Below are 23,315 nucleotides of genomic sequence, written 5' to 3' on the forward strand. Positions count from 1 at the left end.
AGAAAGGTCTGGAACATGCGAACGAAGCGTGTCCGTGCACTTGCGGTGGGAGCGCTCACCACCCTCGGCCTGCTGGCCGGCGGCGGGCAGCCCGCCGGGGCCGCCGCCCCGTACCCGGTGAACTACCACTTCGCCACCGGCTTCGTACTGGGCTTCCTCAGCCCGGACCAGGCGCCGCCGGGGGCCGACGACCGGTCCTGCCGCCCGAGTGCCGCGCACCCGGACCCGGTGGTCCTGGTGCACGGCACCTTCGAGAACAGGCACGACAACTGGGCCGGGGCCGCGCCGCTGCTGGCCGACAACGGCTACTGCGTCTACACCTTCAACTACGGTGGCGCGCCCGGCTTCCCGGTCCAGGGCACCGGGCACGTGGCGGCGTCCGCCAGGCAGTTGGCCGCGTTCGTGGACCAGGTGCTGGCGGCGACCGGCGCCGCCAGGGCCGACCTGGTGGGCCACTCGCAGGGTGGCATGATGCCGCGCTACTACCTGAAGTACCTCGGCGGCGCGGCGAAGGTCGCCAGACTGGTCGGCATCGCGCCGAGCAACAACGGCACCACCATCGACGGAATCACCGAACTCGCCCGGCAGCTGGACCTGTTGGAGCCCGCCAACGCGGTGCTCGACGCGGCCTGCCCGGCCTGCGTCGAGCAGGAGCAGGGATCGCCGTTCCTCACCGACCTCAACGCGGGCGGCGAGACCCTGCCGGGCGTCGACTACACCGTGATCGCCAGCCGCTTCGACGAGGTGGTCACCCCGTACACCAATGCCTTCCTGCCGGCCGGTCCGCACGTCACCGACCTCACCGTGCAGGACCAGTGCGCGCTGGACGCGAGCGACCACCTGGAGATCGCCGCCGACCCGGTCGCCCTCACCGACATGCTCAACGCGCTCGACCCGGCGCACCCGCGGCCGGTGCCGTGCGAGGTGGTGCTCCCGGTGACCGGCCCGCTGCTCTGAGCGCGGCCGGGCGTCGATGAGCACCGAACGGCCGCATCCGGCGCTCGTACTCCGCGAACGCCCGCCGGTGGTCGGCGCCCGCCGGCGCGCAGGGCGCCGCTCCTGGACGGCATCGCCCTGATCGTCGACGGCGCACCGTCAGGGTGAGCGTCGGGCCTGCTCGGTCACGGCTTCGTAGTGGCCGGTGACGATCCGGGCGATGTTGTCGACCGACTCGCGGGTGCCGGGCTCGGCGGGGTCGTCGAGGTAGTCGGAGTGCGAGGCGAACGATCCCGGCGGCCCGTCCGCGACCCGGAAGCGCCTCGCGCCGAAGGCCTCGCCCGCCGGGTCGGCCCCGAAGTACAGCTGCCCTCGGTCGTCGGCCACCGCGTGGAAGAGGGCGGTGCCGAGCGGGCCGCCGATCACCCGGGCGGCGCCGTCGCCCGTGGAGGGCAGGTGGCTGACGGGGTCGTTCTCCGCGTCGCCGACCCACACGTGGCCCGGGGCGGTGGTGAACCGCGAGACGCTGTCCGCGCCGGTGCCCGGGCTGCCGACCAGCACCAGCTCGTCCGCCGCGATCCCGCCCGGGAGTTGGGCCGCCAGCCCGACGGTGGTCGAGCCGTAACTGTGGCCGAGCGCCGTCACGTGCGCGGGCTGCGGCCCTTGGTGGCCCGCGCGCAGCCCGGCGAGGAACCGGGCGTACGCGGGCGCCCCGTGCTCCGCGCGGACGTCGCTCAGCACCTCGGCCGGGCGCAGGTCGCGCTTGGCGAGCCGGTCCAGACCCGGCGGCGGGTCGTAGCCCAGCCAGACCAGCGAGGCGGTCGGGCTGCCCGGATCGGTGCGCTGCGCGGCCTGCCAGAGGTGGTACGCCCGGTCGGCGTCGCGCCCGCCGATCGCGGCGAGGGTGGTGCCGAGCCCCGGCACGTACGCGCTGACGTGCCGGGCGGTGTCCGGATCGCCCCAGGAGAGCACCGCGCGGCCCTGGCCTTCGTCCCCCACGGCGAGCAGCAGAGCGGGCGGCCGGCTGCCCGCACAGTCGGCCAACCTCCGCTCCAGGGCCAGGAATCCGTCCAGCTTCGCCTGCTCGTCGGGCGAACGGCGGGAGCGCCTCCGGTAGTCGGCGATCAGGTGGGTGAGGTTGGCGCGGTTGGCCTGGTCGCGGGCGGCGGCGGGCAGGCCGTCGAGCGGGCCGAGCAGCTCGGGGTGGGTGCGCAGCAGCCGTTGCTGCTCCACGGTGGTGAGCGAGGCCCACCAGGTGTGCACGTCGGCGGGCGCGGCGTCCGGCCCCGGGACGGCGCGGCGCAGCAGGTCCGGGGTGGCGGAGGAGACGGCGAGCCGGTCGGTGGCGGTCTGCTGGAGGGTGAGGCCGGCGGTGCCCTGGTGCGCGTTGGCGGTGTAGTGCCGCAGCTGGTCGGCGGTGGCCTGGTCGGCCTCCGCCGCCTCGGCCAGGGCGGCGCCGATCACCTCGGCCAGGCTCTGCACGGTGGCGCGCACATCCGGGTCGTGGCGGTCCGCCGCGGTGTGCGCCGGCGCGGTGACCGTGCCGTCCGGGCCGACCTCGAGCCCGGCCGTGGCGGCTTCGGCCAGGGCCTGCTGCAGGCGGGACTGGGCGAGCAGCAGCGCGTCCGCCGCGTTCCGCAGCACCTGCCCGATCATGCCCAACTCGCCTTCCGCAGCCCGCAGTCGTGCGGTGGTGGTGCCGATCGAGCGGGCCGCGTTGGTGCCCGCCGCACCCTGCCAGCCGGAGGCCTGCACGCGGGTGTCCACCGAGCTGTGCCAGGTGTCCGCGTGCTCGGCGAAGGAGCGGTACAGCGTGTCGCAGGCTTCGGCGAGCGGGTAGAGCGTGGTGAAGTCGCTGTCCCGGAGGGTGGCGAGGTCGAGCTGCGACACGGTGGCCCCCTCTCCTCAGGGCCCGCCGACCGCGGCGAACCGGGCGGCGGCCTGGCTGTCGCCGGCCCGGTAGACGGCGGCCGTCTGTGCCAAGTTGCGCCCGCCACGGTCGAGTTCACCGGCCAGGCCGGTCAGCAGCGACTGCCAGGCCTGGATGCAGCTGCCGACCGCCTCGCCGCTGCGGCAGGCCCGGAGTGCCGTGGCCGCCAACTCGGCCGGGCTCGAGAGGCTTTGGAGCTCCGCGAGGATCTGCGCGGCGAGGCCGCGTGCCGCCGAGGCCGCCCCCAGCAGTTCCTCGGGCTGCACCCGGAAGCCCTCAACTCCGCCTTGCCGGGCCTCGATCGGCATCGCTGGCCCTCCGTCCGGTCGCTGTCTGTGATCGGCACAGTAGTGGAACGACCGGTGCCGTCTGTCCCGTGGCCGGTCTGACATGAGCGATTCATCCGGAGGAGTGATCGAGAGTGTAAGCCGGCTGACAGCGGGGAAGGGTGGTGCCCTGCGGGGTCGGCTACCGACCGGCGCCGCACGGTAGCGCTGAGTGGGGGAAGCAATGAAGAGAGCGAGCCGGGTCTTACGCCCGATCGCCGCAACCGCCCTGTCGGGCGCGCTCCTGCTCTCCTGGCCGGCCGGGGCGGTGGCCGACCAGGTACGGGACGGCCAGTGGGCGAACAAGGCGTTCGACCTGCCGAAGGTCTGGTCGGTGTCCCGGGGCGACGGGGTGACGGTCGCCGTGATCGACGACGGCGTGGACGCCACGCAGGCGGACTTGGCGGGCCAGGTGCTGCCCGGCTACGACCCGGACGGCCAGGGGCGGGACCACCGCCCGGGGGCCGATTCGCACGGCACCCAGATGGCGAGTCTCATCGCAGGTCACGGGCATGGCCCGGGTGGCAAGGAGGGCGTGGTGGGGCTGGCGCCCGGGGCCAGGATCCTCCCGCTGTTCAAGGAGAAGGGCGGGGCGGACGCGATGCCGGAGGACATCCGGTGGGCGGTCGACCACGGCGCGAAGGTCGTCAACATCTCGCAGGGCCTGCCCGATCAGACCGCTCCGGACCTCCCGGCGGCCGTGGCCTACGCGGCCGCGCACGATGTCCTGGTGGTGGCCAGTGCGGGTAACTCGGGGCGGTCGGTGGCCAGCCCGGCCAACGAGCCGGGGGTGCTCGCGGTCGGGGCGGTCGACCAGAGTCTGGCGGTCTGGAGCAAATCCAATTTCGGCCCCGAGCTCCTGCTGACGGCACCCGGCGTGGGTGTGGTCGCGGCCGGGAACGGGTCGAAGTACGAAATCGAGCAGGGCACCTCCGGCGCGGCCGCCTATGTCTCGGCGGCGGCCGCACTGGTCCGCGCGAAATTCCCCGACCTGACCGCCGGCCAGGTGGCGAACCGCCTGGTCCGGACGGCTCTGGTGCCGAGCGGCCTGGTGGGGGCGAGCCTGCCGGACAGTCATTACGGATACGGAATCGTCCGGCCGTACCAGGCCTTGACCCAGGAGGTCGGGACGGGCACCGGCCGGGGCCCGCTCGCGCCGCTGCGGGAGAGCGGCACGCCCGGGCCGGCGGCTGCCGTCGCGCAGCCGCCCCGCACCGGGCCCGGCCGGGGCCTGCCGGTGGTGGCGGTGGCGGTCGGCGCGGCGGTGGTGGCGGTGGTGGCGCTGCTGGTGGTCGCGCTCGCCGTCGGCCGCCGCAGCCGGCGCCCCGCGCCGCCCGCCCCGGCGTGGCAGCCGGCGGGAGCGCCCTACGGCCCGCCGCCGGTGGCGCCGCAGCAGGGGCACCCCGACCAGCCGTGGCAGGGAGGTGGGGCCCCGTACCGCTGATGGTTCTGCCCGTCGCCGGGCGACGGGCCCGACAACTGCCGAAGCCAGGGGGGTCGACGTGTCCGACGGGTACCAGGTCAACACAGACGAGTTGGAGGCGGTGGCACAGCGCCTCAGAGGGATCCAGCAGAACCTCGGCCGGTCCGGGACGACCAGCCGGTACGACACGGTGGTGGCCCGGCGGGACTTCGGGGGTGACTTCCACGAGGCGGACGCGCTGGCCTCGGCCCACGACCGCATGCAGCAGTTCCTCGCCGAGGTCATCGCCGAACTGGACGGCCTGATCGACGACTTCGGCGCCAAGACCCGGACGGTGAGCAGCTCGTACCGGGCCCGCGAGGAGGACGGCGCCGCGGCGATGGGCGGCCAGCAGGGGAGCCTGGCCTGAGATGGCGCAGACACTGCGGACGGCCTTCGACCAGTACGACCTCGTCCCGCTCCAGAACATGCTGCGGGACTCCGATCCGGGCCGGCTGAGCACGGTGAGCGGGCACTGGACGACGGTGCACCAGGACGTGGTCCAGGCGGCCGAGGAGCTCGGGCAGGCGGTCGGTCACGCCCTGCAGAGCTGGCGCGGCGCGGCGGCCGAGAGCTTCGCCGACCGGGGCGAGCGGCTGCGGACCAGGCTGGCGAACACCGCCGAGTACGCCCGGTCCGCCTCGGACGCCATGGGTGCGGCGGGGACGGCCCTGAAGGCGGCGAAGGCGGTCATGGGGACGATCAGCGTGCCCAGCGGCTGGGAGCGCGGCTGGAAGCTGACCAGGGACGGGTTCAACCGCTCGGACGAGGAGTTCAGGGCGGACCTGGCCAAGGGCGTGGACCGCATCACCGCGCTCGACCGGCACTACGACTCGATGTCCGCCACGGAGATAGCGCACCAGCACGCGATCAGCACCATGGAGCACCTGGCGCCGCACTACCTGGAGGCGGCCGCGCACCTGGAAGTCCCGGACAGCTACGCGGGCTACCAGGACTACCCGCCACCGCCGCCCAACCCGACCCCGGCCGGCGGGATCCCGGTGCGGCCGATGCCCCGGCTGCGCACGCCGGACGCCGCGGGCCCGGCCCGGGCGGACGGCCATGGCAGCGACGGGCGGGCCGGCGGGGCCGGGCTCCCGCCGACGCCGTCCGGCAGCGGCGGGCCGGGCGCCGCCGGCCCGGTGAGCACCGGGCTCGACGGCTGGGCACCGCCCGCCGGAGGGCCCGTGGTGGTGGGCGCGCCCGATGGCGGCGGGGCCGTGCCGGGCGGCGGAGCCGGCGGCGGCCCGGCCGGCGGCGGGTTCACCGGCCTGGTCGGACCGGCCGCAGGCGGCGGAACGGCCACGGCGGGCGGCCCGGGCGGAGCCTGGCAGACCGGCGCCGGCACGGGCCGCGGCGGTGCCCAGGCGGCCGGGGCGGGCCGCGGCGGCGCAGCGCAGGGTTCCGCCCGCGCCCGGGCCTTCACGGCCGGTGGCACCGGCCTGGGCCGGAACCGCCCGGGGAGCGCCGGCGGGCCGGGCCTCCCCGCCGGCTCCACTGCCAAGTCGGGGCGCAAGAAGGACCGGAAGCAGCGCCCGGACTACCTGGTCGAGGACCAGGAGACCTGGCGCGGCACCGAGCAGCAGGCCAACCCACCCGTGGTCGAGTAGCCGCGGGCCGCGCTCAGGCCGTGGCGCGGCGGACCCGGTACCGCCAGTGGGTGAGGGAGCGGACGACGGTCTCGGCGCCGGTCGGGTTGGCGCTGTGGACGAAGACGGTGCCGATGTCGAAGGGGCGGCCGTGGAAGGCCGCCTCCTCGAGCAGGGTCACCACCGGGAGGATGCTGTCCTCGCCGCCGAGGTCGTGGTCGAGCCAGAGCTCGTCGATGAAGCGGCCCCGGTGCTCCTCCAGGAGCTGGATGCCCGCACGGCTGGTACGGGCGATCCGGGTGGCCCGGGGGAGCGGGCGGAGGTCGTCGATGCCGAGGATGACCGGCGCGGCGGTCACCGGTCGGCCTGCTCCGCGCGGGACTTGATGTCGGCCAGGTTGGCGGCCATCGCGGTGCGCAGGTCGTTCAGGCGGAAGTCGAGGATGTACTCCTCCTTGTCCGGCCAGCGCTCGATCGCCGTGGTGACGCCGCTGTTGCCCGGGCCGATCCGGACGGACTGGCGCAGGCGGACGCCGTCGGCCTCGGGGGCGAGGTCGAAGCGCCAGGTGGCGAGGGCGGCGGCCGGATCCTGGGTGGGGGCGCCGTAGCGGCCGTCCTCGTCGGTGACGGCCCAGGCGAAGGCGCTGAGTTCGGCGAGCTCGACCACGTGGGAGACGGTGCGCCAGTCGCCCAGCAGCTCGCTCCGGTTGTGGCCCTCGAAGCGGGCGCCCAGGGCGGGGCCCTCGGCGCCGTCCAGCCAGGTGACGCGGTGGAGCTCGGGGCTGAGCCGGATCGGCAGCTCGATGTCGGTCACCAGCTGCCAGACCCGCTCGGCGGAGGCGTTGATCAGGGTGTCACAGTGCGTGCTCGGACCATCGGTGAATCGCATGTCTTCCCCCCTCGATGCCGGTGGGCCTCGGTGCCCCCCGGCGACGCTCACGATCATAGGTCGGCCGGTGCTGCGCGCGGCCATCGGGGCGGGGCGAGAATGGGGGTGGCGAGAGGACCGTGCGTGGTCGGATTTCCGTTCGTGGGGCGGGGGGAGCTGCTGGCCGAGCTCGACGCGGCGGCGGCGCAGGCCCTGGCCGGGCGGGGGGCGTTGCTGGCGCTGACCGGCCCGGCGGGCGTGGGGAAGACCCGCGCGGCGGAGGAGGCCGCCCGGCGCGCGGAGGGCCTGCGGCTGCTCTGGGTGCGGTGCGCGCCGGACGGGGTGGGCGTGGCGCTGGAGCCGTGGTCGGTGGTGACGCGCGAGCTGGCGGTCGGCGGCGCGGCGGGCGGGCGCCTGCTGCGGGGCTCGGCGGAGCTGCGGGCGCTGGTGGCCGGGCACGGCGACGGGCAGTCGCTGGACCGGCAGGCCGCCCGGCTGCGGCTGAGCGGCGACCTCGTCCGGCTGGTCCGGGCCGCCGCCGAGGCGGAGCCGCTGCTGCTGGTGCTGGACGACCTGCACGAGGCCGATGCCTCCTCGGTGGAGCTGCTCCTGGCGCTGGCGGCCGGGACGCGGGCGGCCAGGGTGCTGCTGCTGGCGACGGCCCGGGACGACCCCGGTGCCTGGCGCGGCCGGGAGGACGGCCGGGCGGCGCTGCTGCGGGCCGCCCGGTGCCTGCCGGTCGGGCCGCTCGGCGAGACGGAGGTGGCCGAACTGCTGGGGGCCGCCGCCGGGAGCCGCCCCGAGGCGGAGGCCGTCCGGGAGCTGCTCGGCCGGACCGGGGGCGAGGCACTGTTCGTGACCGAGCTGCTGCGCCACCCCGGGCCGGGCCCGCTGCCCGAGACGGTGGCGGCGGCGGTCGGGGCGCGGACGGCGCGGCTGCCCGCCGGGTGCGGGCACCTGCTCGGGGCGGCCGCGGTGCTGGGGACGCGGTTCCGGCTGGACGTGCTGGCCGAGCTGGCGCAGGTGCCGCTGGGCGCCCTGCGGGCCGAGCTCGGCGAGGCGGTGGACGCCGGACTGCTCGCCATGGTGGAGCCCGGGGCCGGTGCGTTCCGGCACGACCTGCTGCGCGAGGCCGTGTACCAGGGGCTCGGCCCGGTGCGGCGGGCCGTCTGGCACGACCGGGCGGGGGCGGTGCTGGCGCGGTACGCGGAGCGCGGGCGGGGTGTCGGCCCGGCCCAGGCCGCGCACCACCTGCTGCTCGCGGGGCCCGAACGGACCGCGGAGGCCGCCGAGTTCGCCCGGCGGGCCGGCGCCTCGGCGGCCGGGCTGCTCGCGTACGAGGACGCCGCGCAGTGGTACGGGCGGGCGGTAGCGGCGCTCGACGGCACCGGGCCGGTGGCGCAGGTACGGCTCGAACTGGCGGCGGCGCTGCTCGGGGCCGGGCAGCGGGAGCGGGCCCGGGCGGAGAGCCTGCGGGCCGCGCAGGACGCCCGGCGCGACGGCAGGCCGGACTTGCTGGCCCGCGCGGCCCTCGGCCTGGGCGCCGGGCCGACCGGCTTCGAGGTGGACCTGCTCGACCGGGCGCAGCTGGACCTGCTGGCCGAGGCCCGGGCGGCACTGAGCGAGGCCACGCCGGACGGGCCGGCCCTGCTGGCGGCCGTGACGGCCCGGCTGTCGGTGGCGGGGAGCCTGCTGGAGTCGGACCAGGAGCGGCGGGCGCAGGCCGAGGAGGCGGTGCGGCTGGCCCGGGCCGCAGGGGACGCCGCGACGCTGGCGTACGCGCTCTCGGCGCTCTGTGACGCGCGGGCCGGCCCGGCGGACTGCGAACGGCGGCGGGAGTGGGCCGAGGAGATCGTCCGGCTGGCCCGGTCGCTGCCCGAGCCCTCGCTCGAACTCCTCGGCCGCAGGCTGCGGTTGGTGGCCCTCATGGAGCTCGGCGAGGCGGCGGAGGCGGATCGGGAGGTGCTGGCCTACGGCGCGACGGAGCATGCGCTGCGTCAGCCGCTCTACTCCTGGTACGTGCCGCTCTGGCAGGGCATGCGGGCGCTGCTCGAGGGCCGGTTCGCCGACTGCGAGCGCCGCCTCGCCGAGGTGGCCGAGCTCGGGCGGCGGGCGGGCAGCGGCAATGCCGAGCTGCTCGGCTCGACCCAGCGGTGGTGCCTGCTGGCGGAGTTGGAGGATCCGGAGCGGATCGCCGAGCTGATGGCGGGCCTGCCGCCGCTGGCCGAGCTGCCCGGGGTGTGGCCCAAGGTGTCGCAGGCCCTGGTCTCGGCCCAGCTCGGCGAGCGCGACCAGGCCGTGGCGCAACTCCTGGCCGCGGCACCGCTGTTGCCCGGCGCGCCGCAGGACAGCGAGTGGCTGCCGATGCTGGCCCAGGCCGTCGAGACCCTGGCGCTCACCGAGGCGGCGGGGGAGGAGGCGGCGGCGCTGGCCCGGCAACTGCGCGAGTGGCTCGCGCCGTACCAGGAGCTGTACGTCGTGGAGGGCATCGGCGCGGCGGTGCGCGGCCCGGTGAGCCGGTATCTCGCCCTGCTCGCGCAGGTGTCGGGCGAGCCGGAGACGGCGCGGGGCCAGTTCGCGGCGGCGCTCGCGGCCGCCCGGGCGATCGGCGCGAGCCGGCTGGCCGAGCGGATCGCCCGGGAGGCCGGCCGGGAGCAGCCCCGGAGCCCGGACCGCGGGGTGTTCCGGCGTGAGGGCCCGCTGTGGCGGCTCGGGTACGCGGGGGCCGAGGTGGTGCTGCCGGACAGCAAGGGCCTGCGGGACCTCGCGGTGCTGCTGGCCCGCCCCGGCGTGCCCGTCCCCGCCGTCGAGCTGGCGGCCTCGAAGGGGCCGGCGGCGCCGGCCGGGGAGTACGGAGAGCTCCACCGGCCCGGCGACACCGGCGAGTTGCTGGACGCCACCGCCCGCACCGCGTACCGCCGCCGCCTGCAGGAGCTCGAGCTCGAGGAGACCGAGGCCGACCAGGCCGGGGACACCGAACGGTCGGCCCGGATCGCCGTCGAGCGGGACGCCCTGGTGGGGCAGCTGTCGGCCGCGTACGGGCTCGGCGGCCGGGTGCGGCGCACCGGCTCACCGGCCGAGCGGGCCCGCACGGCCGTCACCGCCCGGGTACGCTCCGCGATCGACCGCATCGCCCACGCCCACCCCCCGCTCGGCCGCCACCTGGCCAACGCCGTGCACACCGGCACCGTCTGCGAGTACCGCCCGGAACAGCCGGTGGCCTGGAACTAGGGCCTCTCTTTCGGATCACGCCGGGCGGCCGCCGCCGGGGCACGCACCTCGCCGGCTTCTCCTCAGTCGCCGATGCTCCGCATGGACTCCCTCGTCGGCGCCGCCGATGCACGCACCCCAACGACGCCCGCTGTCCGACGTGACCCGAAAGAGAGGCCCTGGCCGTCGCACATCGTGCGACCCGATCGCACGCCTGTGAGGTGAAGGACCGCAGGAACCGATCGAGGAGGTCGTCATGCCCCGCAGCTCCAAGGCCGAGGCGCCGCTCACCCTGGACGAGCCGGTGATCGAAGGCCGCTACGCCGAACTGGACGGGTACACCGTCGGTTTCGAGAGCCACAAGGCGGACATGGACCCGGGCGCGCTGTTCGCCGGCCTGCCCGGTGACCGCTGCCAGAGCCCGCACTGGGGGATGGTGCTGGCCGGCAAGGTGGTGTTCCGCTACCCGGACCACGACGAGGTCTACCAGGCCGGGGACGCCTACTACGGTGCGCCCGGCCACCTGCCGCTGATCTTCGCGGGCACCGAACTGGTCGAGTTCAGCCCGACCCAGGCGCTGGAGGCGACCATGGCCGTGGTCGGCCGCAACCTGGACGCGATGAAGGCGGCGGCCGCCGCCGAGGGGAGCTGAACGGCGATGACCACCACCGCGCTCAGGACGGGGACGGAGCAGCTGGCGGCCCGGTTCGTCGAGTACCTGGAGACCGGCACCCCGCCCGAGGGCCTGTTCCACCCCGAGGTGTTCTGCGACCTCACCCTGCCCCAGTGGCGGCTGCAGGCCGAGGGCCGGCCCGGCGCGCTCGCCCTGCGCCGGGCAGGCCACCCGACGCCCGGCACGGTGCCCCGGCACCGGCTGGACACCACTGCCACCGGCTTCGTCATCGAGGTGGAGGAACGCTGGCACCAAGGCGGCCAGGACTGGTACTGCCGCGAACTGATCCGGGCGGACCTCCGGGACGGCCTGATCGGCCAACTCTCGGTCTACTGCACCGGCGACTGGGACGCCGAGCAGCAGCGCCGCCACGCGGCCGAGGTGCCGCTGCTGCGGCCGTGAACCCTAATTCGGTTGTCCCGCTCCCTCGGCGGCTGTTAGCAAGGGGCCATGATCCGAGGGAGCAGGGCCGCGCTGCGGGCGCGGCACGAGAGTGACGTACCGATCCTGCAGGCCGAGCTGTTCGACGACGTGCCGACCCGCTCGGCGGCGGACAGCCGGCCCTGGCAGCCGGTTTCACCGGGCGCCGGTGACTCCCCGTACGCGGTGAGGGCGCGCTCGCCGGAGGCGGCCTTCTTCTCGGTGGTCGAGCTGGCCTCGGGGGAGCTGGCGGGGGAGGCGGTGCTCTGGGGCGTCGACCAGCACAACCGGCTGGCCCACCTCGGGCTGGCGATCCGGCCCGGGTACCGGGGCCGGGGGCTGGCCAAGGAGGCCGTCACGCTGCTCTGCCACTACGGGTTCACCGTCCGCGGCCTGCATCGGCTGCAGCTGGAGACACTGGCCGAGAACCTGCCGATGCTGGGTGCCGCGACCGCCGCCGGCTTCGTGCGGGAGGGCCTGCTGCGCCGCAACGCCTGGGTCTACGGCTCCTTTCGGGACGAGGTGGTCCTCGGCCTGCTCGCCGAGGAGTGGACCGACCCGCTGGTGGGCTGAACGCGGAGAGGCCCTCCCCCGACGGATCGGGGGAGGGCCTCCTGGCCTGCTACTTCGCCGGGGTGATCTCGACGGCCGCGAAGCTCCACCGGTCACCGGTGGGCGCCGAGACGCCCAGGGTGGCGGCGGTGCCGGCGGCCGGCACCGGGTCGGTCAGGCGCTGGACCCAGGAGGTGTCGTGCACCCGGGTGTCCAGGTTCTGGGTCACCAGGGTCTGCCCGGTCAGCGGGGTCTGGGCCGCCGCGCGGCTCCAGTCGTGGCCGACCGCCCAGAGCTGGCTGTTCGCCCGGGTGGTGGTCAGGCCCGCCGCGGGCGAGCCGCCCACCGCCGAGCCGCCGGCGCTCGCGCCGACGGCCGAGGCGGCGCCGGTGTAGGCGACCACCGTGATCGCGCCGTCCCAGCGGGTGTACGCCAGCGACGCGGAGACGGTGAGACCGCTGACCGGTCCGTCCGCCCAGGCCTGCCAGACCTCGGCGGTGCCGTTGCCCTTGGCGTTGCCGCGCGCGGCAGGCGTCCAGGTCAGCCCGCCGCCGGTCACCGAGGTGACCTGCTGGAGCGAGCCGACCGGGCCGTCGGCCGAGACGTAGGCGAGCAGCAGCTCGTGCCCGCCCTTGGTGGTCAGCGGCGGCGCGGTGACGGGGCCGTCGGAGACCTCCTCGACGCCGTTGACCGAGGTGTCCACCGCGACGGTGGCGGTGGGCGTCGGCGCGCCGACGGTGACCTTCAGCGCGCAGTCCGCCGTGTTCCCGGCCGCGTCGGCGCCCTGGTAGCCGAGCGTGTACGTGCGGCCGGCGCTCGCCCGCAGCTGCCCGGTGGCGGCCGCGGTGCCCGGGGTGAAGCCGGGGGTGTCCGAGGGGTCGAGCGGCTGGTCGGCGGTGACCGAGCGCAGGGTGAACCCGGCTGGTCCGGAGAGCGCGTCGTCCACCTGGACGGTGGCCGTCACCGGCACCAACTGTCCGTCACCCGGGGTGAGTTCGGTCGGTGTGACGGCGCAGGCGACGGTCGGCGCGGTGGCGTCGATCTGGATCCCGGCCGCCGGTGACGAGCCCTCGCCCACGCCGGTGTTCTGGGCGCCGGAGCCGTCGGTGGCGCCGCAGAGCACCAGGTGTTGGCCGTCTCCCGTGACGGTCAGGCTGCGGTTCGCGCTGCCGTCGGCGTTCACGGTGAGCGGGCCCTCGGTCAGACCACCGGCCCCGTCGTTGCAGTCGACGGCGGTGATGCCGGACGGGTCGGTCGCGGTGACACGGCCGACCACCGGGGACTGCGTGGAGTTGAAGATCCCGGACTGCGCGTCGGGGGCGGTCGGGAAGCTCACCTGGACAGCGGGCGGGGCGTTGTCGCCGCCCGGGGCGGCGTTGGTGATCGCGGTGATCGCCGCCAGCAGGGCCTGGCCGACCCCGCCCGCGTTGCTGTCGAAGGCCTGGCCGCCGGTGCCCTTGGCCAGGTTGGTCAGGAACGCGGTGGCGTCGCTGTCGTAGCCGACCAGCACCGGGTAGATCGAGGCCGGGTCGACGGCGTTGGCGGCGGCGATCACCGAGGCGGAGGTGAGGCCGCTGTGCGCCTCGGGCTCGTGGCCGGCAGCGTCACCCATCACGATGATCGCCTTGTTGACGCCGTCCCGCCAGGGGAACTCCACCGAGCGCTGGACGCCCGAGAGCACGTCCTCGGGGATGTCGCAGCCGCCGTCCACCTTGCCCGCCAGCGAACCGAGCGCACTCGTGATGTCGGCCCGCTTGGTGGAGAACGGCAGGTCGGTGACGGCGTCGTAGTCCGGCGGGCAGCCGGGATCCTCGCTGTCCACGTCCTTGTAGTCGACCAGGCCGATCCGGTAGTCCGTCAGCCGCGGGTTGGGGCCGCGCCCGGAGAGCTGGTCGAGCACGTTGTTGGCGTTGGCGATGGCGGAGTAGATGTACCAGTACATGCTGCCGGTGGTGTCGATCGCGAAGACCACGTCCACCTTGGGCACGTCCTGGGTGAGCGCCATGACCATCCGGCCGCCGAGCTCGGCGCCGTAGGTGCCGAGCAGGCGGTTGCGGAAGTCGGACCACTGGCGGCGGGTCTCGGCGATGGCCCCGCTCACCGCGTTCTGCTCGTTGTGGCCGACCCGGCCGCGGGCGGTCTGCGGGTCGGTGGCGACGCCGCTGCTCGGGTCGATCGCCGCCTCGTCCTTGTTGAGGCAAAGGTGGGTGATCCGGGTCTTCCCGGGGCACCTGTCGAGCCCGGGGCCGCCGAAGTAGCCGGTGGTGAGGTCGGCGGGCACCGCCGCGGAGGAGGTGCCGGCCAGGTCGAGCAGCGGGCTGGGGCCGGAGAGGCCGAGGCCGGGCGGGTTGGTGATGCTCACCTTGGCCGGGTCGACCGGATCGTCCGTCCAGTTGCTGTGCGAGTAGAAGTCCTGGGCGCCGTGCAGCGCCCGGCCCAGGCCCTCGAGCGCGTTGCACTTGGCCCGGCCGCTGACGCCGAAGGTGTAGGTGCAGTCCTTGTGGAGGTCGACCTCCTTGCCGATCAGCTCGCCGTCGGAGTCCATCAGGCCGGCGGCGGCCACGATGCCCTCGGAGAACCGGCTGCGCAGGTGGGCGATGCAGGCGTTCAGCTGTGCGGTGGCCTGGGCGCGGCTCTGCGGGTAGCCCGGGGCGTTGAGGTAGTCGGCGTCGTCGCAGTGCGCCACCGAGCTGAGGAACTCGTCGTTGTCCGGCGCGCCGACAGCGCCGAAGGTGCCGTTGTGCCCGGCGAGTTGGTCGATCGAGTGCGGCTCGAAGCAGCTGCCGTCCGACTTGACGCCGGGGGCGCAGGCGAGCGCCGCCCGGGTGATGCGCTCGTGCTCGGAGCGCTGCCCCATCCCGTTGATGGTGCCGAAGGCGCTGGCTTTCGGAGCGGCCGCGAGCATCGGCAGCAGCAGGGCGCCGAGCAGGCCGAGCACGGCCAGCAGAGCGGTGTACCGGCCCCTGCCGTGCCGATTATCTGACGGTCCGTCAGATAAGAAGGCGTGCGAAGCCAAGGTCATGGAACCCCCCAGGGTGTGTCCGTGGTGGTGCACGGGCCCCCGACCGTGCGTGTGACCGACGGTACTGAGGTGGTGACTTGATCGGAAGAGGAATGTGCGCTTGATGTGCAGACGCAGGCTGCCGTTGTTCGGGATTTATGTTCAACGGGTGGGCCCCGGGCCCGAACAAGCCCCGTGCGCTAGAAATCGGAACGGTCCGCGGGTCGAACACCGCCCTGGAGGGGAGCTGCGCCGGATGACGACGCTGCACATCGGGAACAACCGTACCGAGGAGATGGTCGGCGACCTCACCGGGATGCCGCCGCTGGAGCAGGCGTTCGCCGGGTGCGGCGCCCAGCGGATGCTCTGGTTCGCGGCCGACGGGGACGTGCTGGTGCTGCCCTGGGAGCCGGAGCCGCACTACCTCGCGTACGTCACCGGGCTGACCGGCACCGACCCGGCGAGCCTGACCGTGGTGGTGCCGCCGGAGCCCGGCGGGGTGCTCACCACGGCCCGGCTGGTGGACGAGCGGTTCCGCGCCGAGCTGCGCGCCGCGCTGGCGGGCCGCACCGTCGAGCGGGTGCTGGCCATCGCGCCGAACGGCATCATCGCCGATCTGGCCGCCGACCTCGGGGTCGAAGGCGCCCTGCCCGGCGCGGAGTTCGCCGCGCAGGGCGGGCTCGCCCTGGTGAACAGCAAAGCCGTCTTCCGGGCGCTGGCCGCCGGGGCCGGGGTGCCGATCGCGCCGGGAACGGTGGCGGGCGGCCGGGCCGAGGCGGCCCGCGCCGTGCACGGGCTGCTCGAGCGCGGGCAGAGCGTGATGCTCAAGGTCGAGTACCAGGGCGGCGGGTTCGGCAACGAGATCCTGCACCGGGCCGAGGAGGTCACCCCGGCGGGCGCGCAGCGGGCGGTACGGCTGGCCGACCGCGCGGCGGTCGAGGAGTACCTGGCCGACCGGTGGGCCTGGCTGACCGGCGGCCGGCACCAACGCGTGGTGGTGGAGCGCTACTTCGACGGGGCGGTGCCGCTCTACGCCGAGTACGCCGTCACCGGCGACCGGGTCGAGCTGCACGGCTGCGGGGAGATGGTGATGGACCCGGTGGTGATCGGCGAGATCACCCCGCCGGCCACCCCGGACGGCGCGGTGATGGCCGAACTGCTGCACCACTCGGCCCGGTTGGCCGAATCCCTGCGGGTGCTCGGCTACCGGGGCACGGTCAGCGCGGACGCCTTCCTCACCCCCAAGGGCGAGCTGTACTTCAGCGAGACCAACGGGCGCCTGACCGGCTCGACCCACCTGCACGACGCCCTGTTCGCCCGCCTGGTCGGCCCCGAACTGCGCGGCTCGCGCACCATCCTGGAGCTGGCCGGGCTGGCCGTGCCGTCCTTCCCCGAGGCGGTGGCGGCGGTCCGCGAGGCGGGGCTGGCCTTCGACCCGGTGGCCCGCACCGGGGTGGTGTTCAGCTGCGACTTCGCGGCGGCGGACGGCACGGTGATGTACTGCGTGATCGCCGAGGACGCAGGCCGGGCCCGGCTGGTCGAGCGGCGGCTGACGGCCCTCTTCGCCGGAGGGGGAGCATAGTGCGCGCGGCGGTGCTGGCACGCTACGGCGGGCCGGAGGAGTTCGCCGTCCGGGAGCTGCCCGAGCCGGTGGCCGGTCCCGGGCAGTGCCTGGTGGACGTCACGCTGGCCGGGCTCAACTTCGTCGACCTGGAGTGGCGGCAGGGCGAGTACGGCCCGCCGCCGCTGCCCGCCGTGCTCGGCGTCGACGTGGTCGGGCGCCGCCGCGGGGACGGGCGCCGGGTGGTGGCGCTGCTGCGCCGCGGTGGCGGCTACGCCGAAGTGGCCTGCGCCGAGGAGGCGTTCACCGTCGAGGTGCCGGACGGGCTGGGCGACGAGCAGGCGCTGGCACTGCTCGAGCAGGGCGCGACGGCGCTCGGCGCGCTGGAGCTGATCGGCCGCCCCCGGCCGGGTGAGGTGGTCGCGGTGACGGCGGCGGCCGGCGGGGTGGGCCACCTGGCCGTCCAGCTGGCCCGGGAGCTGGGGGCCGGCCGGGTGGTGGGGCTGGCCTCCACCGCGGCCAAGCGGGAGTTCGTCCGCTCGCTGGGCGCCGAGGTGGCCCTCGACCCGGCCGATCCGGATTTGGCGGAGCGGCTCGCGGAGCAGCGGATCGGGCTGTTCGTGGACTCGGTCGGCGGCGCCGTGCTGCGGGCCGGGCTGGCGGCGCTGGAGCCGTTCGGGCGGCTGCTGAGCGTGGGCGCGCGGGCAGACGCCCCGGAAGACGCCTTCTCGGTGGACGAGTTGGCAGGCCGGTCGGCCGGGGTGCTGGCCTTCTGGCTGCAGCACGTGCTGGCCGACCGGGCGCTGTTCGAGCGGATCGCCGGGCGCCTGTTCGAGTTGGCGCTGGAGAAGCGCCTGGTGGCGCACGTCGACCGCACCGCCCCGCTCGCGCGGGTCGGTGCGGCGCACCGGGCCCTGGCCGCGCGGGCGACGAAGGGCAAGGTGCTGGTCGACGTACGGGCCTGAACGAGCCTCAGTAGCCGGTCAGTTCGTCCAGGCCGTGGCCGCGCAGCGGCACCAGGAAGCTCCGCTCGAAGACCAGCACCACCTCGCCGGTCTGCTTGGTGCCGGTGGTGCGGGAGGTGATGATGCCCTGGCCGGGGCGGCTCTTGGAGAGCCGCTTGGCCAGGGTCCGGCTCTGGGCGTAGAGGGTGTCACCGGTGAAGACCGGGTGGGTGAGGCGGATGGAGTCCCAGCCGAGGTTGGCGATGGTGCGTCCGCTGGTCGAGCGGGCGGTCATGCCGCCGACGATGCTGAGGGTGACCAGGCTGGAGACGATCGGCCGCCCCCAGGGGGTGTGCTCGCTGTAGGCGGCGTCGATGTGCAGCGGGGCGTCGTTCATGCTCAGCATGCTCATCAGCACGTTGTCGAGCTCGGTGACGGTGCGGCCGGGCCGGTGCTCGACCACGTCGCCGACGGTGAACTCCTCGTAGTAGCGGCCCACCACCTCGCGGTAGTGGTGCTCGCCGAGCTGCCGGTAGCCCAGGGGCCCCTCCATGCTCAGGCCCCTTCGCGACGGGCCGGCAGGTCGGCGGTGAGCTCCTTGACGTGCGCGGCGAAGCGGGTGATCAGCGCCTCGTCCATGTCGGCGCGCATCATCAGCCGCAGCCCGGCCTCGCCCTTGGGCACGATCGGGAAGAACACCGCCGAGCTGTAGAAGCCGCGCTCGAAGAGCTGGGCGGAGAGCTTGACGGCGTGCTCGGCGTCGCCCACGTCCACCCGCCGCACCGGCAGGCCGTTGCCCGCGAAGGTGGTCGGCAGCAGCTCGTCGAAGAGATCGATGTTGCGGCGCAACCGCTCCTGCAGATCGGCCAGTTCGGGTGAGCGGTGGATGGCGGCACTGGCCAGCGAGGCGCCGACCAGCGGCAGCGCCATGTTCTGCGACCAGCCCACCGGGCCGGCGTGCCGGTGCAGGAACTCGAACTGCGCGCGGCTGCCCAGCATCGCCACCCCGCCGCCGGTGCCGAAGCCCTTGCCGAGGCTGGCGACCACCACGGTCAGCGGGTTGGCCCGCAGCCGGGAGCGGACGAAGCCCTCGCCGCGCTCGCCCATGATGGAGAGCGAGTGGGAGTCGTCGATGTAGAGGAACAGGCCGTAGCGGTCCTGCAGTTCGAGCAGCCCGTCGAGCGCGGCCGCGCCGCCCATCGAGTACGCGCCGTCGGCCACGTACGCGACCCGGGGGTACTTGCGGCAGACGTCCTCCAGGTAGTTCAGGTCGTTGTGCGGGCAGTTGAGCACCAGCGACTCGTCGGCGCAGATCGGCTTCACGTACGCCATGCAGAAGTGGCAGAACCGGTCGAAGACCATCACCCGGGGCCGCCCCTCGCCGCCCAGGTGGCCGGAGGCGACCAGCGGGAGGAGGCCGGCCGTGAGCGAGGTGCAGGAGGCACCGGGCAGGATGTGGGAGCCGAACAGCTCGCCCAGCTCCTCCTCCAGTCGGACGATCAGGTTGTGCCGGATCCGGGTGGTGGAGGTGACCAGCCAGGTGGAGCGGGATTCGGTGAGGGCGTCCACCGCCCCGGCCAGCACCGAGGGGTGGTTGTTGAGGCCGAGGTAGGCGCAGGAGACCATGTTGGCGAACTCGTGCCCGGTCTCCCGGACGGTCAGCCGGTTGTTCGACTCGGAGTCGACCTTGATGCCGATCAGGCCGTGCCCGGCGGCGGCCTGCCAGGCCGGGTCGGCCACGGCGAGCATCGCCTCGGCGTTGCGGTGCCGGCGCGGGCCGAGCACCGGGTCGGCGTCCTGCTGGCTCATGCGGGGTCCTTCCTCACTGTTCGGGGGTCGGGCCGTACTCGTCGACCAGCCGGCGGGAGGCCTCGAAGAACGGCATGCCGACCATCACGCCGTCCACCACGGTCACCGAGCAGCCGCTCTCGCGCCCGGCGGCGACCACCCGGCGGGCGCGCGCGAGCAGCTCCGGGCCGGGGGTGAACGCCTGGTTGATCAGCGGGAGTTGGCTCGGGTGGATGGCGATCTTGCCGCTGAAGCCCAGCTCCCGGGCCTGCGCCGCCTCGCGCCGCAGTCCCTCGAGGTCGGCCACCTCGAAGAGTGGGGAGTCCATCGCCTCCAGCCCGGCCGACCGGGCCGCGCAGACGAGCCGGGAGCGGGCGTAGGCGAGCGCCTCCCAGGAGAGCCCGGCGCCGACCGCGAAGGCGTAGTCGGCGGAGCCGAACACCAGGCCGCGCAGCCGCCGGCCCGCGGCGGCGAGTTCATGGGCCCGCTCGATGCCGGCCGGGGTCTCCAGCACGGCGAGGAACTCGGTGTCCGGGCAGTCGGCGGCCAGCGCCCCGGCGGCGATCTCCACGTCCCGGGCGGACTCGGCCATCGGGATCAGGACCAAGTCCGGCTTGACCCGGTAGCGGGTGAGGGCCAGCAGGTCGCGCAGGCCCTCCGGCCCGGCCAGCGAGTTGATCCGTACGGCGCTGCGGACCAGTTTGGCGGAGGGCAGCGCGAAGAACTCCTCGGCGAGGCGGCGGGCCTCCTCCTTGCGGGCGGGCGGGACGGAGTCCTCCAGGTCGACCATGGCGATGTCGGCGCCGGCCTGGTGGCTCTTGCTGTACCGCTCCACCGCCGTGGCGGGGGTGGAGAGCAGGGAACGGCAGTACCGGGTGAACCTCATGGCGCGCTCCGGGGTGAGCGAAGGCTGCGGGCCCCGGTTCTATCCCACCGGCATTGTTCGGCGCCGAGCGGCTGCACATTGAACACCAACTCGGAACAACCCGGACCGTCCGGCGATTGTTTGCCACCAATCTCGCGGCGCATGATGAATCCGGGGGGCGTGAGGAAGCACGGGGGAGTGTGACGAACCATCAGGAGCGCGGGCGGCCGACGGCTGCCCGGGCCCCGCCAGCGACCACCTCGACCACTTCGACGGACGAAGGGGACTGCCGTGCCGCGTCGGGAGACTCCACTGGCCCCGGGCGACGAACCGCTGCTGCACTTCGCCGCCGACCTGCGGGCCCTGCGGGACCGGGCGGGCACGCCGCCCTACCGGCAGCTCGCGTTACGGGCGCACTGCTCGGCCGCCAGCCTCTCGGTCGCGGCCGGCGGGCGGCGGTTGCCGAGCCTGGCCGTCACCCTGGCCTACGTGCAGGCCTGCGGCGGCGACGTGCCCCAGTGGCGCCAGCGCTGGCAGCTGCTGGCCGCCGAACTGGCCGCCGAGAGCGCCGCCCGGCGCCGGGCCCAGGACCTCGGCCGGGAGCCCTACCCCGGCCCGGCCGCCTTCGAGGTGGCCGACGCCGCCCGGTTCTTCGGGCGTGAGGCCCTGGTGGAGCGGCTGGCGGCCCTGGTCGCCGAGCGGCGGCTGGTGGTGGTCGGCGGCCCCTCCGGCGCGGGCAAGTCCTCGCTGGTCCGGGCCGGGCTGCTGGCCCGCCTCGGCGCGGGGCCGACCCCGCGGGCCTGGGCGGTGCTCACCCCGGGGGACCGTCCGACCGAGGAGTTGGGGCCCGCGCTGGCCCGGCTCGGGCGCCGGGCCGCGGAGCTGGGCGACCACGATCCGGTGCTGGTGGTGGACCAGGCGGAGGAGCTGACCACCCGCTGCCGGGACGCCGCCGAGCGGCGCCGGTTCCTGGACGCGCTGGCCGCCGCGGTCACCGGTGACTGCCGGATCGTCCTGGTACTGCGGGCCGACCAGGAGTGGCTGTTCGCCACCCACCCCGGGCTGGCCGCCGCCGGGCGCGGGGCCAGGCTGACCGTCGAGCGCCCGGCCCCCGAGGAGCTGCGGCGGGCGATCGGCGAGCCCGCGCTGCGGGCCGGCTGCACCGTGGAGGGCTCGCTGCTCGCCGTGCTCATCTCCACCGCCGCCCGGCAGCCGGGCGCGCTGCCGCTGCTCTCCGCGGCCCTGCTGGAGACCTGGCGGCGGCGCAGCGGCAATGCCCTCACCCTGGCGGGCTTCCAGGCCACCGGTGGCTTCGAGGGGGCGCTGGCCCGGCTGGCCGAGGAGCTGTACGGCGGGCTGCCGGAGGCGGACCGGGAGCGGGCCCGCGCCCTCTTCCTGCGGCTGAGCTGGGGCGAGGGCGGCGCGGCGGCGGAGGCCGAAGGCGGGCCGGTCGCGCGCGCGGAGTTCGCCGACCCCGGCGTCCCGGAACTGCTCGAGCGGCTGGCCCGCGCCCGGCTGGTGGTGCTGGACCGGGGCACCGTGGAGCTGGCCCACCACGGCCTGCCCGCCGCCTGGCCCCGGCTGCGCGGCTGGCTGGCCGACGGGCGCCGCAGCGCCGCCGACGGCCGCCGCCTGACCGAGGCGGCCCGCCGCTGGCTGGCCGCCGGGCGGGATCCGGAACTCCTCTACCGGGGCGAGCGGTTGACCGAGGCCTGGCGCCAGGTCCGGGCCGAGGAGCTGACCCCCGGCAGTGTCGAGCGGTCCTTCCTGGCCGCCGGTATCCGCGCCGCCCACGCCGCCCGGCGGCGGGCCCGCCGGCAGAGCCTGGCCGTCGCCACCCTCGCCGCCGCGGGCGGCGCCCTGCTCACCCTGGCCGGCGGCCACACCGTCCGGCGGGCCTGGCGGAGTTGAGCCTTGGTCGAGCCCGGCGGCGGCCCGCTGAACAACCCGCAGGGCCGGTGACCAGGGCTGATCACCCTCCTTGCGGGCCGCTCCGGGCGGCCGGTAGCTTGGCCGTCGCCCCGGGCCGCCGGAGATCGTCAACCCTCCTGATCAGCGCCGGAGTTGCCGCCCATCACCCACGTCTCACCAGTCGCGTCCGTCCCGAGGGGGAGCCATGCCTGCTGCGGTCAGCCCGGTGCACAGCTGGGACGAGTTCACCACCCTGCGCGAGGTGGTGGTCGGCTCCGCGCTCGGGGCCCGGCTGCCCGCGCAGTCCGACCCCTCCGCCTGGCTCTCCTGCTTCCCGGCCACCGCCCGGGCGGAGCTGGCCGGCATCCCCACCGGCCGGTACGACGCCCGGGTGATCGAGGAGACCGAGGAGGACCTGGCGGCGCTGGCCGAGACCCTGACCGGCCTCGGCGTCACCGTCCACCGCCCCGAACCCGTCGACCACGCCGCCGAGTTCGCCACCCCGCTGTGGCAGGCCGAGGGCGGCTTCCACTCCTACTGCCCGCGCGACCTCACCCTGGTGGTCGGCGAGACCGTGATCGAGGTGGCCAGCCCGATGCGGGCCCGCTACTTCGAGGTCTTCGGCCTGCGCGGCCTCTTCCAGCGCTACCTGGAGCAGGGCGCCCGCTGGGTCTGCGCGCCCAGGCCCCGGCTCACCGACGAGCTCTTCGAGTACGACGCCGAGGGCCTGCCGCTGCTCGGCGAGAGCGAACCGGTCTTCGACGCCGCCAACGTGCTGCGCCTGGGCCGGGACGTCTTCTACCAGGTCTCCCGCAGTGGCAACGAACTCGGCCTGCGCTGGCTGGAATCCACCCTCGGCCTGCTCGGCGGCGTGCGGCTGCACCCGCTGCGCGAGGTCTACGGCTACACCCACATCGACAGCACCATCGCGCTGCTGCGCCCCGGCCTGGCCCTGCTCAACCCGGACCGGATCAGCCCCGACCGGGTGCCCGAGCCGCTGCGGGGCTGGGACATCCTCTGGTGCCCGCCCGCCGAGGCCCCCGCCACCCGGCCCGCCCACACCCTCAGCGAGTCCTGGATCAGCATGAACCTGCTGATGGTCACCCCCGAACTCGCCGTCGTCGAGGCCGGCCAGCTCGGCCTGGTCAAGCAACTGGAGCACGCCGGCATCACCGTCCTCCCGCACCGCCTGCGCCACTCCCGCGCCCTCGGCGGCGGCTTCCACTGCGTCACCCTCGACATCCGCCGCGACGGCGGCCCCGAGGACTACCTCTCCTAGG

General features: G+C 75.2%; 20 protein-coding genes. 12 read left to right on the forward strand and 8 right to left on the reverse strand.

From position 1 onward, the window contains the following. The first annotated feature begins 15 nt into the window (after positions 1-15). Complete coding sequence (locus ABT095_RS18620; protein ID WP_350530514.1) at positions 16-957, forward strand: esterase/lipase family protein; 942 nt, start codon at positions 16-18, stop codon at positions 955-957. A 138-nt stretch (positions 958-1,095) separates the two neighbouring features. Here the strand turns inward: ABT095_RS18620 and ABT095_RS18625 are convergent, their stop codons facing one another. Beyond that, positions 1,096-2,826, reverse strand: a complete 1,731-nt coding sequence (locus tag ABT095_RS18625) for an alpha/beta hydrolase (protein WP_350530515.1) — start codon at positions 2,824-2,826, stop codon at positions 1,096-1,098. Between the two features lie 15 nt (positions 2,827-2,841). Beyond that, the gene (locus ABT095_RS18630) at positions 2,842-3,174 is read right to left on the reverse strand and encodes a hypothetical protein (RefSeq protein WP_350530516.1); all 333 of its coding nucleotides are present in this window, start codon (positions 3,172-3,174) and stop codon (positions 2,842-2,844) included. A gap of 202 nt (positions 3,175-3,376) precedes the next feature. Between ABT095_RS18630 and ABT095_RS18635 the strand changes: the two genes are divergently transcribed. From ABT095_RS18635 to ABT095_RS18645, 3 genes are read left to right on the forward strand one after another with little or no spacing between them, the layout of a single operon-like run. Further along, on the forward strand, positions 3,377-4,636 hold the full coding sequence (locus tag ABT095_RS18635; protein ID WP_350530517.1) for a S8 family serine peptidase: 1,260 nt from the start codon (positions 3,377-3,379) through the stop codon (positions 4,634-4,636). A gap of 58 nt (positions 4,637-4,694) precedes the next feature. Then, positions 4,695-5,024 carry a hypothetical protein gene (locus ABT095_RS18640; protein WP_350530518.1) on the forward strand — a complete coding sequence of 110 codons (330 nt, stop codon included), beginning with the start codon at positions 4,695-4,697 and terminating at the stop codon, positions 5,022-5,024. Between the two features lies 1 nt (position 5,025). Then, positions 5,026-6,264 (forward strand): WXG100 family type VII secretion target, encoded by a 1,239-nt coding sequence (locus ABT095_RS18645; RefSeq protein ID WP_350530519.1) that lies wholly within the window; start codon positions 5,026-5,028, stop codon positions 6,262-6,264. Between the two features lie 13 nt (positions 6,265-6,277). Here the strand turns inward: ABT095_RS18645 and ABT095_RS18650 are convergent, their stop codons facing one another. Beyond that, positions 6,278-6,601, reverse strand: a complete 324-nt coding sequence (locus ABT095_RS18650; protein ID WP_350530520.1) for a cyclic-phosphate processing receiver domain-containing protein — start codon at positions 6,599-6,601, stop codon at positions 6,278-6,280. Beyond that, complete coding sequence (locus ABT095_RS18655) at positions 6,598-7,131, reverse strand: SRPBCC family protein (RefSeq protein WP_350530521.1); 534 nt, start codon at positions 7,129-7,131, stop codon at positions 6,598-6,600. The genes ABT095_RS18650 and ABT095_RS18655 overlap by 4 nt, the downstream gene beginning before the upstream one ends. A 123-nt stretch (positions 7,132-7,254) precedes the next feature. On the opposite strand from ABT095_RS18655, the gene ABT095_RS18660 reads away from it, so the two are divergent. From ABT095_RS18660 to ABT095_RS18675, 4 genes are all read left to right on the forward strand, one after another. Continuing rightward, a complete protein-coding gene (locus ABT095_RS18660; protein WP_350530522.1) occupies positions 7,255-10,341 on the forward strand; it encodes an ATP-binding protein in 3,087 nt (1,028 codons plus the stop codon). Positions 10,342-10,576: 235 nt separating this feature from the next. Further along, a complete protein-coding gene (locus ABT095_RS18665) occupies positions 10,577-10,972 on the forward strand; it encodes a cupin domain-containing protein (protein ID WP_350530523.1) in 396 nt (131 codons plus the stop codon). A 6-nt stretch (positions 10,973-10,978) separates the two neighbouring features. After that, complete coding sequence (locus ABT095_RS18670) at positions 10,979-11,395, forward strand: hypothetical protein (protein ID WP_350530524.1); 417 nt, start codon at positions 10,979-10,981, stop codon at positions 11,393-11,395. Positions 11,396-11,443: 48 nt separating this feature from the next. Then, positions 11,444-11,986, forward strand: a complete 543-nt coding sequence (locus tag ABT095_RS18675) for a GNAT family N-acetyltransferase (RefSeq protein WP_350530525.1) — start codon at positions 11,444-11,446, stop codon at positions 11,984-11,986. A gap of 49 nt (positions 11,987-12,035) precedes the next feature. On the opposite strand, the gene ABT095_RS18680 is transcribed toward ABT095_RS18675, so the two are convergent. Next, positions 12,036-14,987, reverse strand: a complete 2,952-nt coding sequence (locus tag ABT095_RS18680; protein ID WP_350530526.1) for a vWA domain-containing protein — start codon at positions 14,985-14,987, stop codon at positions 12,036-12,038. A 235-nt stretch (positions 14,988-15,222) separates the two neighbouring features. On the opposite strand from ABT095_RS18680, the gene ABT095_RS18685 reads away from it, so the two are divergent. Both ABT095_RS18685 and ABT095_RS18690 read left to right on the forward strand, forming a co-directional pair. After that, the gene (locus tag ABT095_RS18685; RefSeq protein ID WP_350530527.1) at positions 15,223-16,548 is read left to right on the forward strand and encodes a preATP grasp domain-containing protein; all 1,326 of its coding nucleotides are present in this window, start codon (positions 15,223-15,225) and stop codon (positions 16,546-16,548) included. A gap of 11 nt (positions 16,549-16,559) precedes the next feature. After that, a complete protein-coding gene (locus ABT095_RS18690; protein ID WP_350530528.1) occupies positions 16,560-17,492 on the forward strand; it encodes a quinone oxidoreductase family protein in 933 nt (310 codons plus the stop codon). A gap of 7 nt (positions 17,493-17,499) precedes the next feature. Here the strand turns inward: ABT095_RS18690 and ABT095_RS18695 are convergent, their stop codons facing one another. From ABT095_RS18695 to ABT095_RS18705, 3 genes are read right to left on the reverse strand one after another with little or no spacing between them, the layout of a single operon-like run. Continuing rightward, entirely contained in the window at positions 17,500-18,024 is a 525-nt protein-coding gene (locus tag ABT095_RS18695; protein WP_502884920.1) for a MaoC family dehydratase, read from the reverse strand. A 2-nt stretch (positions 18,025-18,026) separates the two neighbouring features. After that, positions 18,027-19,280: an aminotransferase class I/II-fold pyridoxal phosphate-dependent enzyme gene (locus ABT095_RS18700; RefSeq protein ID WP_350530529.1), complete on the reverse strand. Its 1,254-nt coding sequence runs from the start codon at positions 19,278-19,280 to the stop codon at positions 18,027-18,029. A gap of 13 nt (positions 19,281-19,293) precedes the next feature. Beyond that, entirely contained in the window at positions 19,294-20,145 is an 852-nt protein-coding gene (locus ABT095_RS18705; RefSeq protein ID WP_350530530.1) for an HpcH/HpaI aldolase/citrate lyase family protein, read from the reverse strand. A 270-nt stretch (positions 20,146-20,415) separates the two neighbouring features. Between ABT095_RS18705 and ABT095_RS18710 the strand changes: the two genes are divergently transcribed. Both ABT095_RS18710 and ABT095_RS18715 read left to right on the forward strand, forming a co-directional pair. After that, positions 20,416-22,035 carry an nSTAND1 domain-containing NTPase gene (locus ABT095_RS18710; protein ID WP_350530531.1) on the forward strand — a complete coding sequence of 540 codons (1,620 nt, stop codon included), beginning with the start codon at positions 20,416-20,418 and terminating at the stop codon, positions 22,033-22,035. Positions 22,036-22,240: 205 nt separating this feature from the next. Beyond that, positions 22,241-23,314, forward strand: a complete 1,074-nt coding sequence (locus tag ABT095_RS18715; protein WP_350530532.1) for an inosamine-phosphate amidinotransferase 1 — start codon at positions 22,241-22,243, stop codon at positions 23,312-23,314. Position 23,315 lies beyond the last annotated feature (1 nt).

This window comes from Kitasatospora sp. NPDC002227 (genome assembly GCF_040296285.1).
Taxonomy (GTDB): domain Bacteria; phylum Actinomycetota; class Actinomycetes; order Streptomycetales; family Streptomycetaceae; genus Kitasatospora.

Coding starts and splice junctions, on each gene's coding strand:
- ABT095_RS18715 (WP_350530532.1), top strand. CDS start 22,241: ATGCCTGCTGCGGTCAGCCCGGTGCACAGCTGGGACGAGTTCACCACC.
- ABT095_RS18645 (WP_350530519.1), top strand. CDS start 5,026: ATGGCGCAGACACTGCGGACGGCCTTCGACCAGTACGACCTCGTCCCG.
- ABT095_RS18630 (WP_350530516.1), bottom strand. CDS start 3,174: ATGCCGATCGAGGCCCGGCAAGGCGGAGTTGAGGGCTTCCGGGTGCAG.
- ABT095_RS18665 (WP_350530523.1), top strand. CDS start 10,577: ATGCCCCGCAGCTCCAAGGCCGAGGCGCCGCTCACCCTGGACGAGCCG.
- ABT095_RS18685 (WP_350530527.1), top strand. CDS start 15,223: ATGACGACGCTGCACATCGGGAACAACCGTACCGAGGAGATGGTCGGC.
- ABT095_RS18705 (WP_350530530.1), bottom strand. CDS start 20,145: ATGAGGTTCACCCGGTACTGCCGTTCCCTGCTCTCCACCCCCGCCACG.
- ABT095_RS18675 (WP_350530525.1), top strand. CDS start 11,444: ATGATCCGAGGGAGCAGGGCCGCGCTGCGGGCGCGGCACGAGAGTGAC.
- ABT095_RS18695 (WP_502884920.1), bottom strand. CDS start 18,024: ATGGAGGGGCCCCTGGGCTACCGGCAGCTCGGCGAGCACCACTACCGC.
- ABT095_RS18620 (WP_350530514.1), top strand. CDS start 16: ATGCGAACGAAGCGTGTCCGTGCACTTGCGGTGGGAGCGCTCACCACC.
- ABT095_RS18670 (WP_350530524.1), top strand. CDS start 10,979: ATGACCACCACCGCGCTCAGGACGGGGACGGAGCAGCTGGCGGCCCGG.
- ABT095_RS18700 (WP_350530529.1), bottom strand. CDS start 19,280: ATGAGCCAGCAGGACGCCGACCCGGTGCTCGGCCCGCGCCGGCACCGC.
- ABT095_RS18655 (WP_350530521.1), bottom strand. CDS start 7,131: ATGCGATTCACCGATGGTCCGAGCACGCACTGTGACACCCTGATCAAC.
- ABT095_RS18680 (WP_350530526.1), bottom strand. CDS start 14,987: ATGACCTTGGCTTCGCACGCCTTCTTATCTGACGGACCGTCAGATAAT.
- ABT095_RS18635 (WP_350530517.1), top strand. CDS start 3,377: ATGAAGAGAGCGAGCCGGGTCTTACGCCCGATCGCCGCAACCGCCCTG.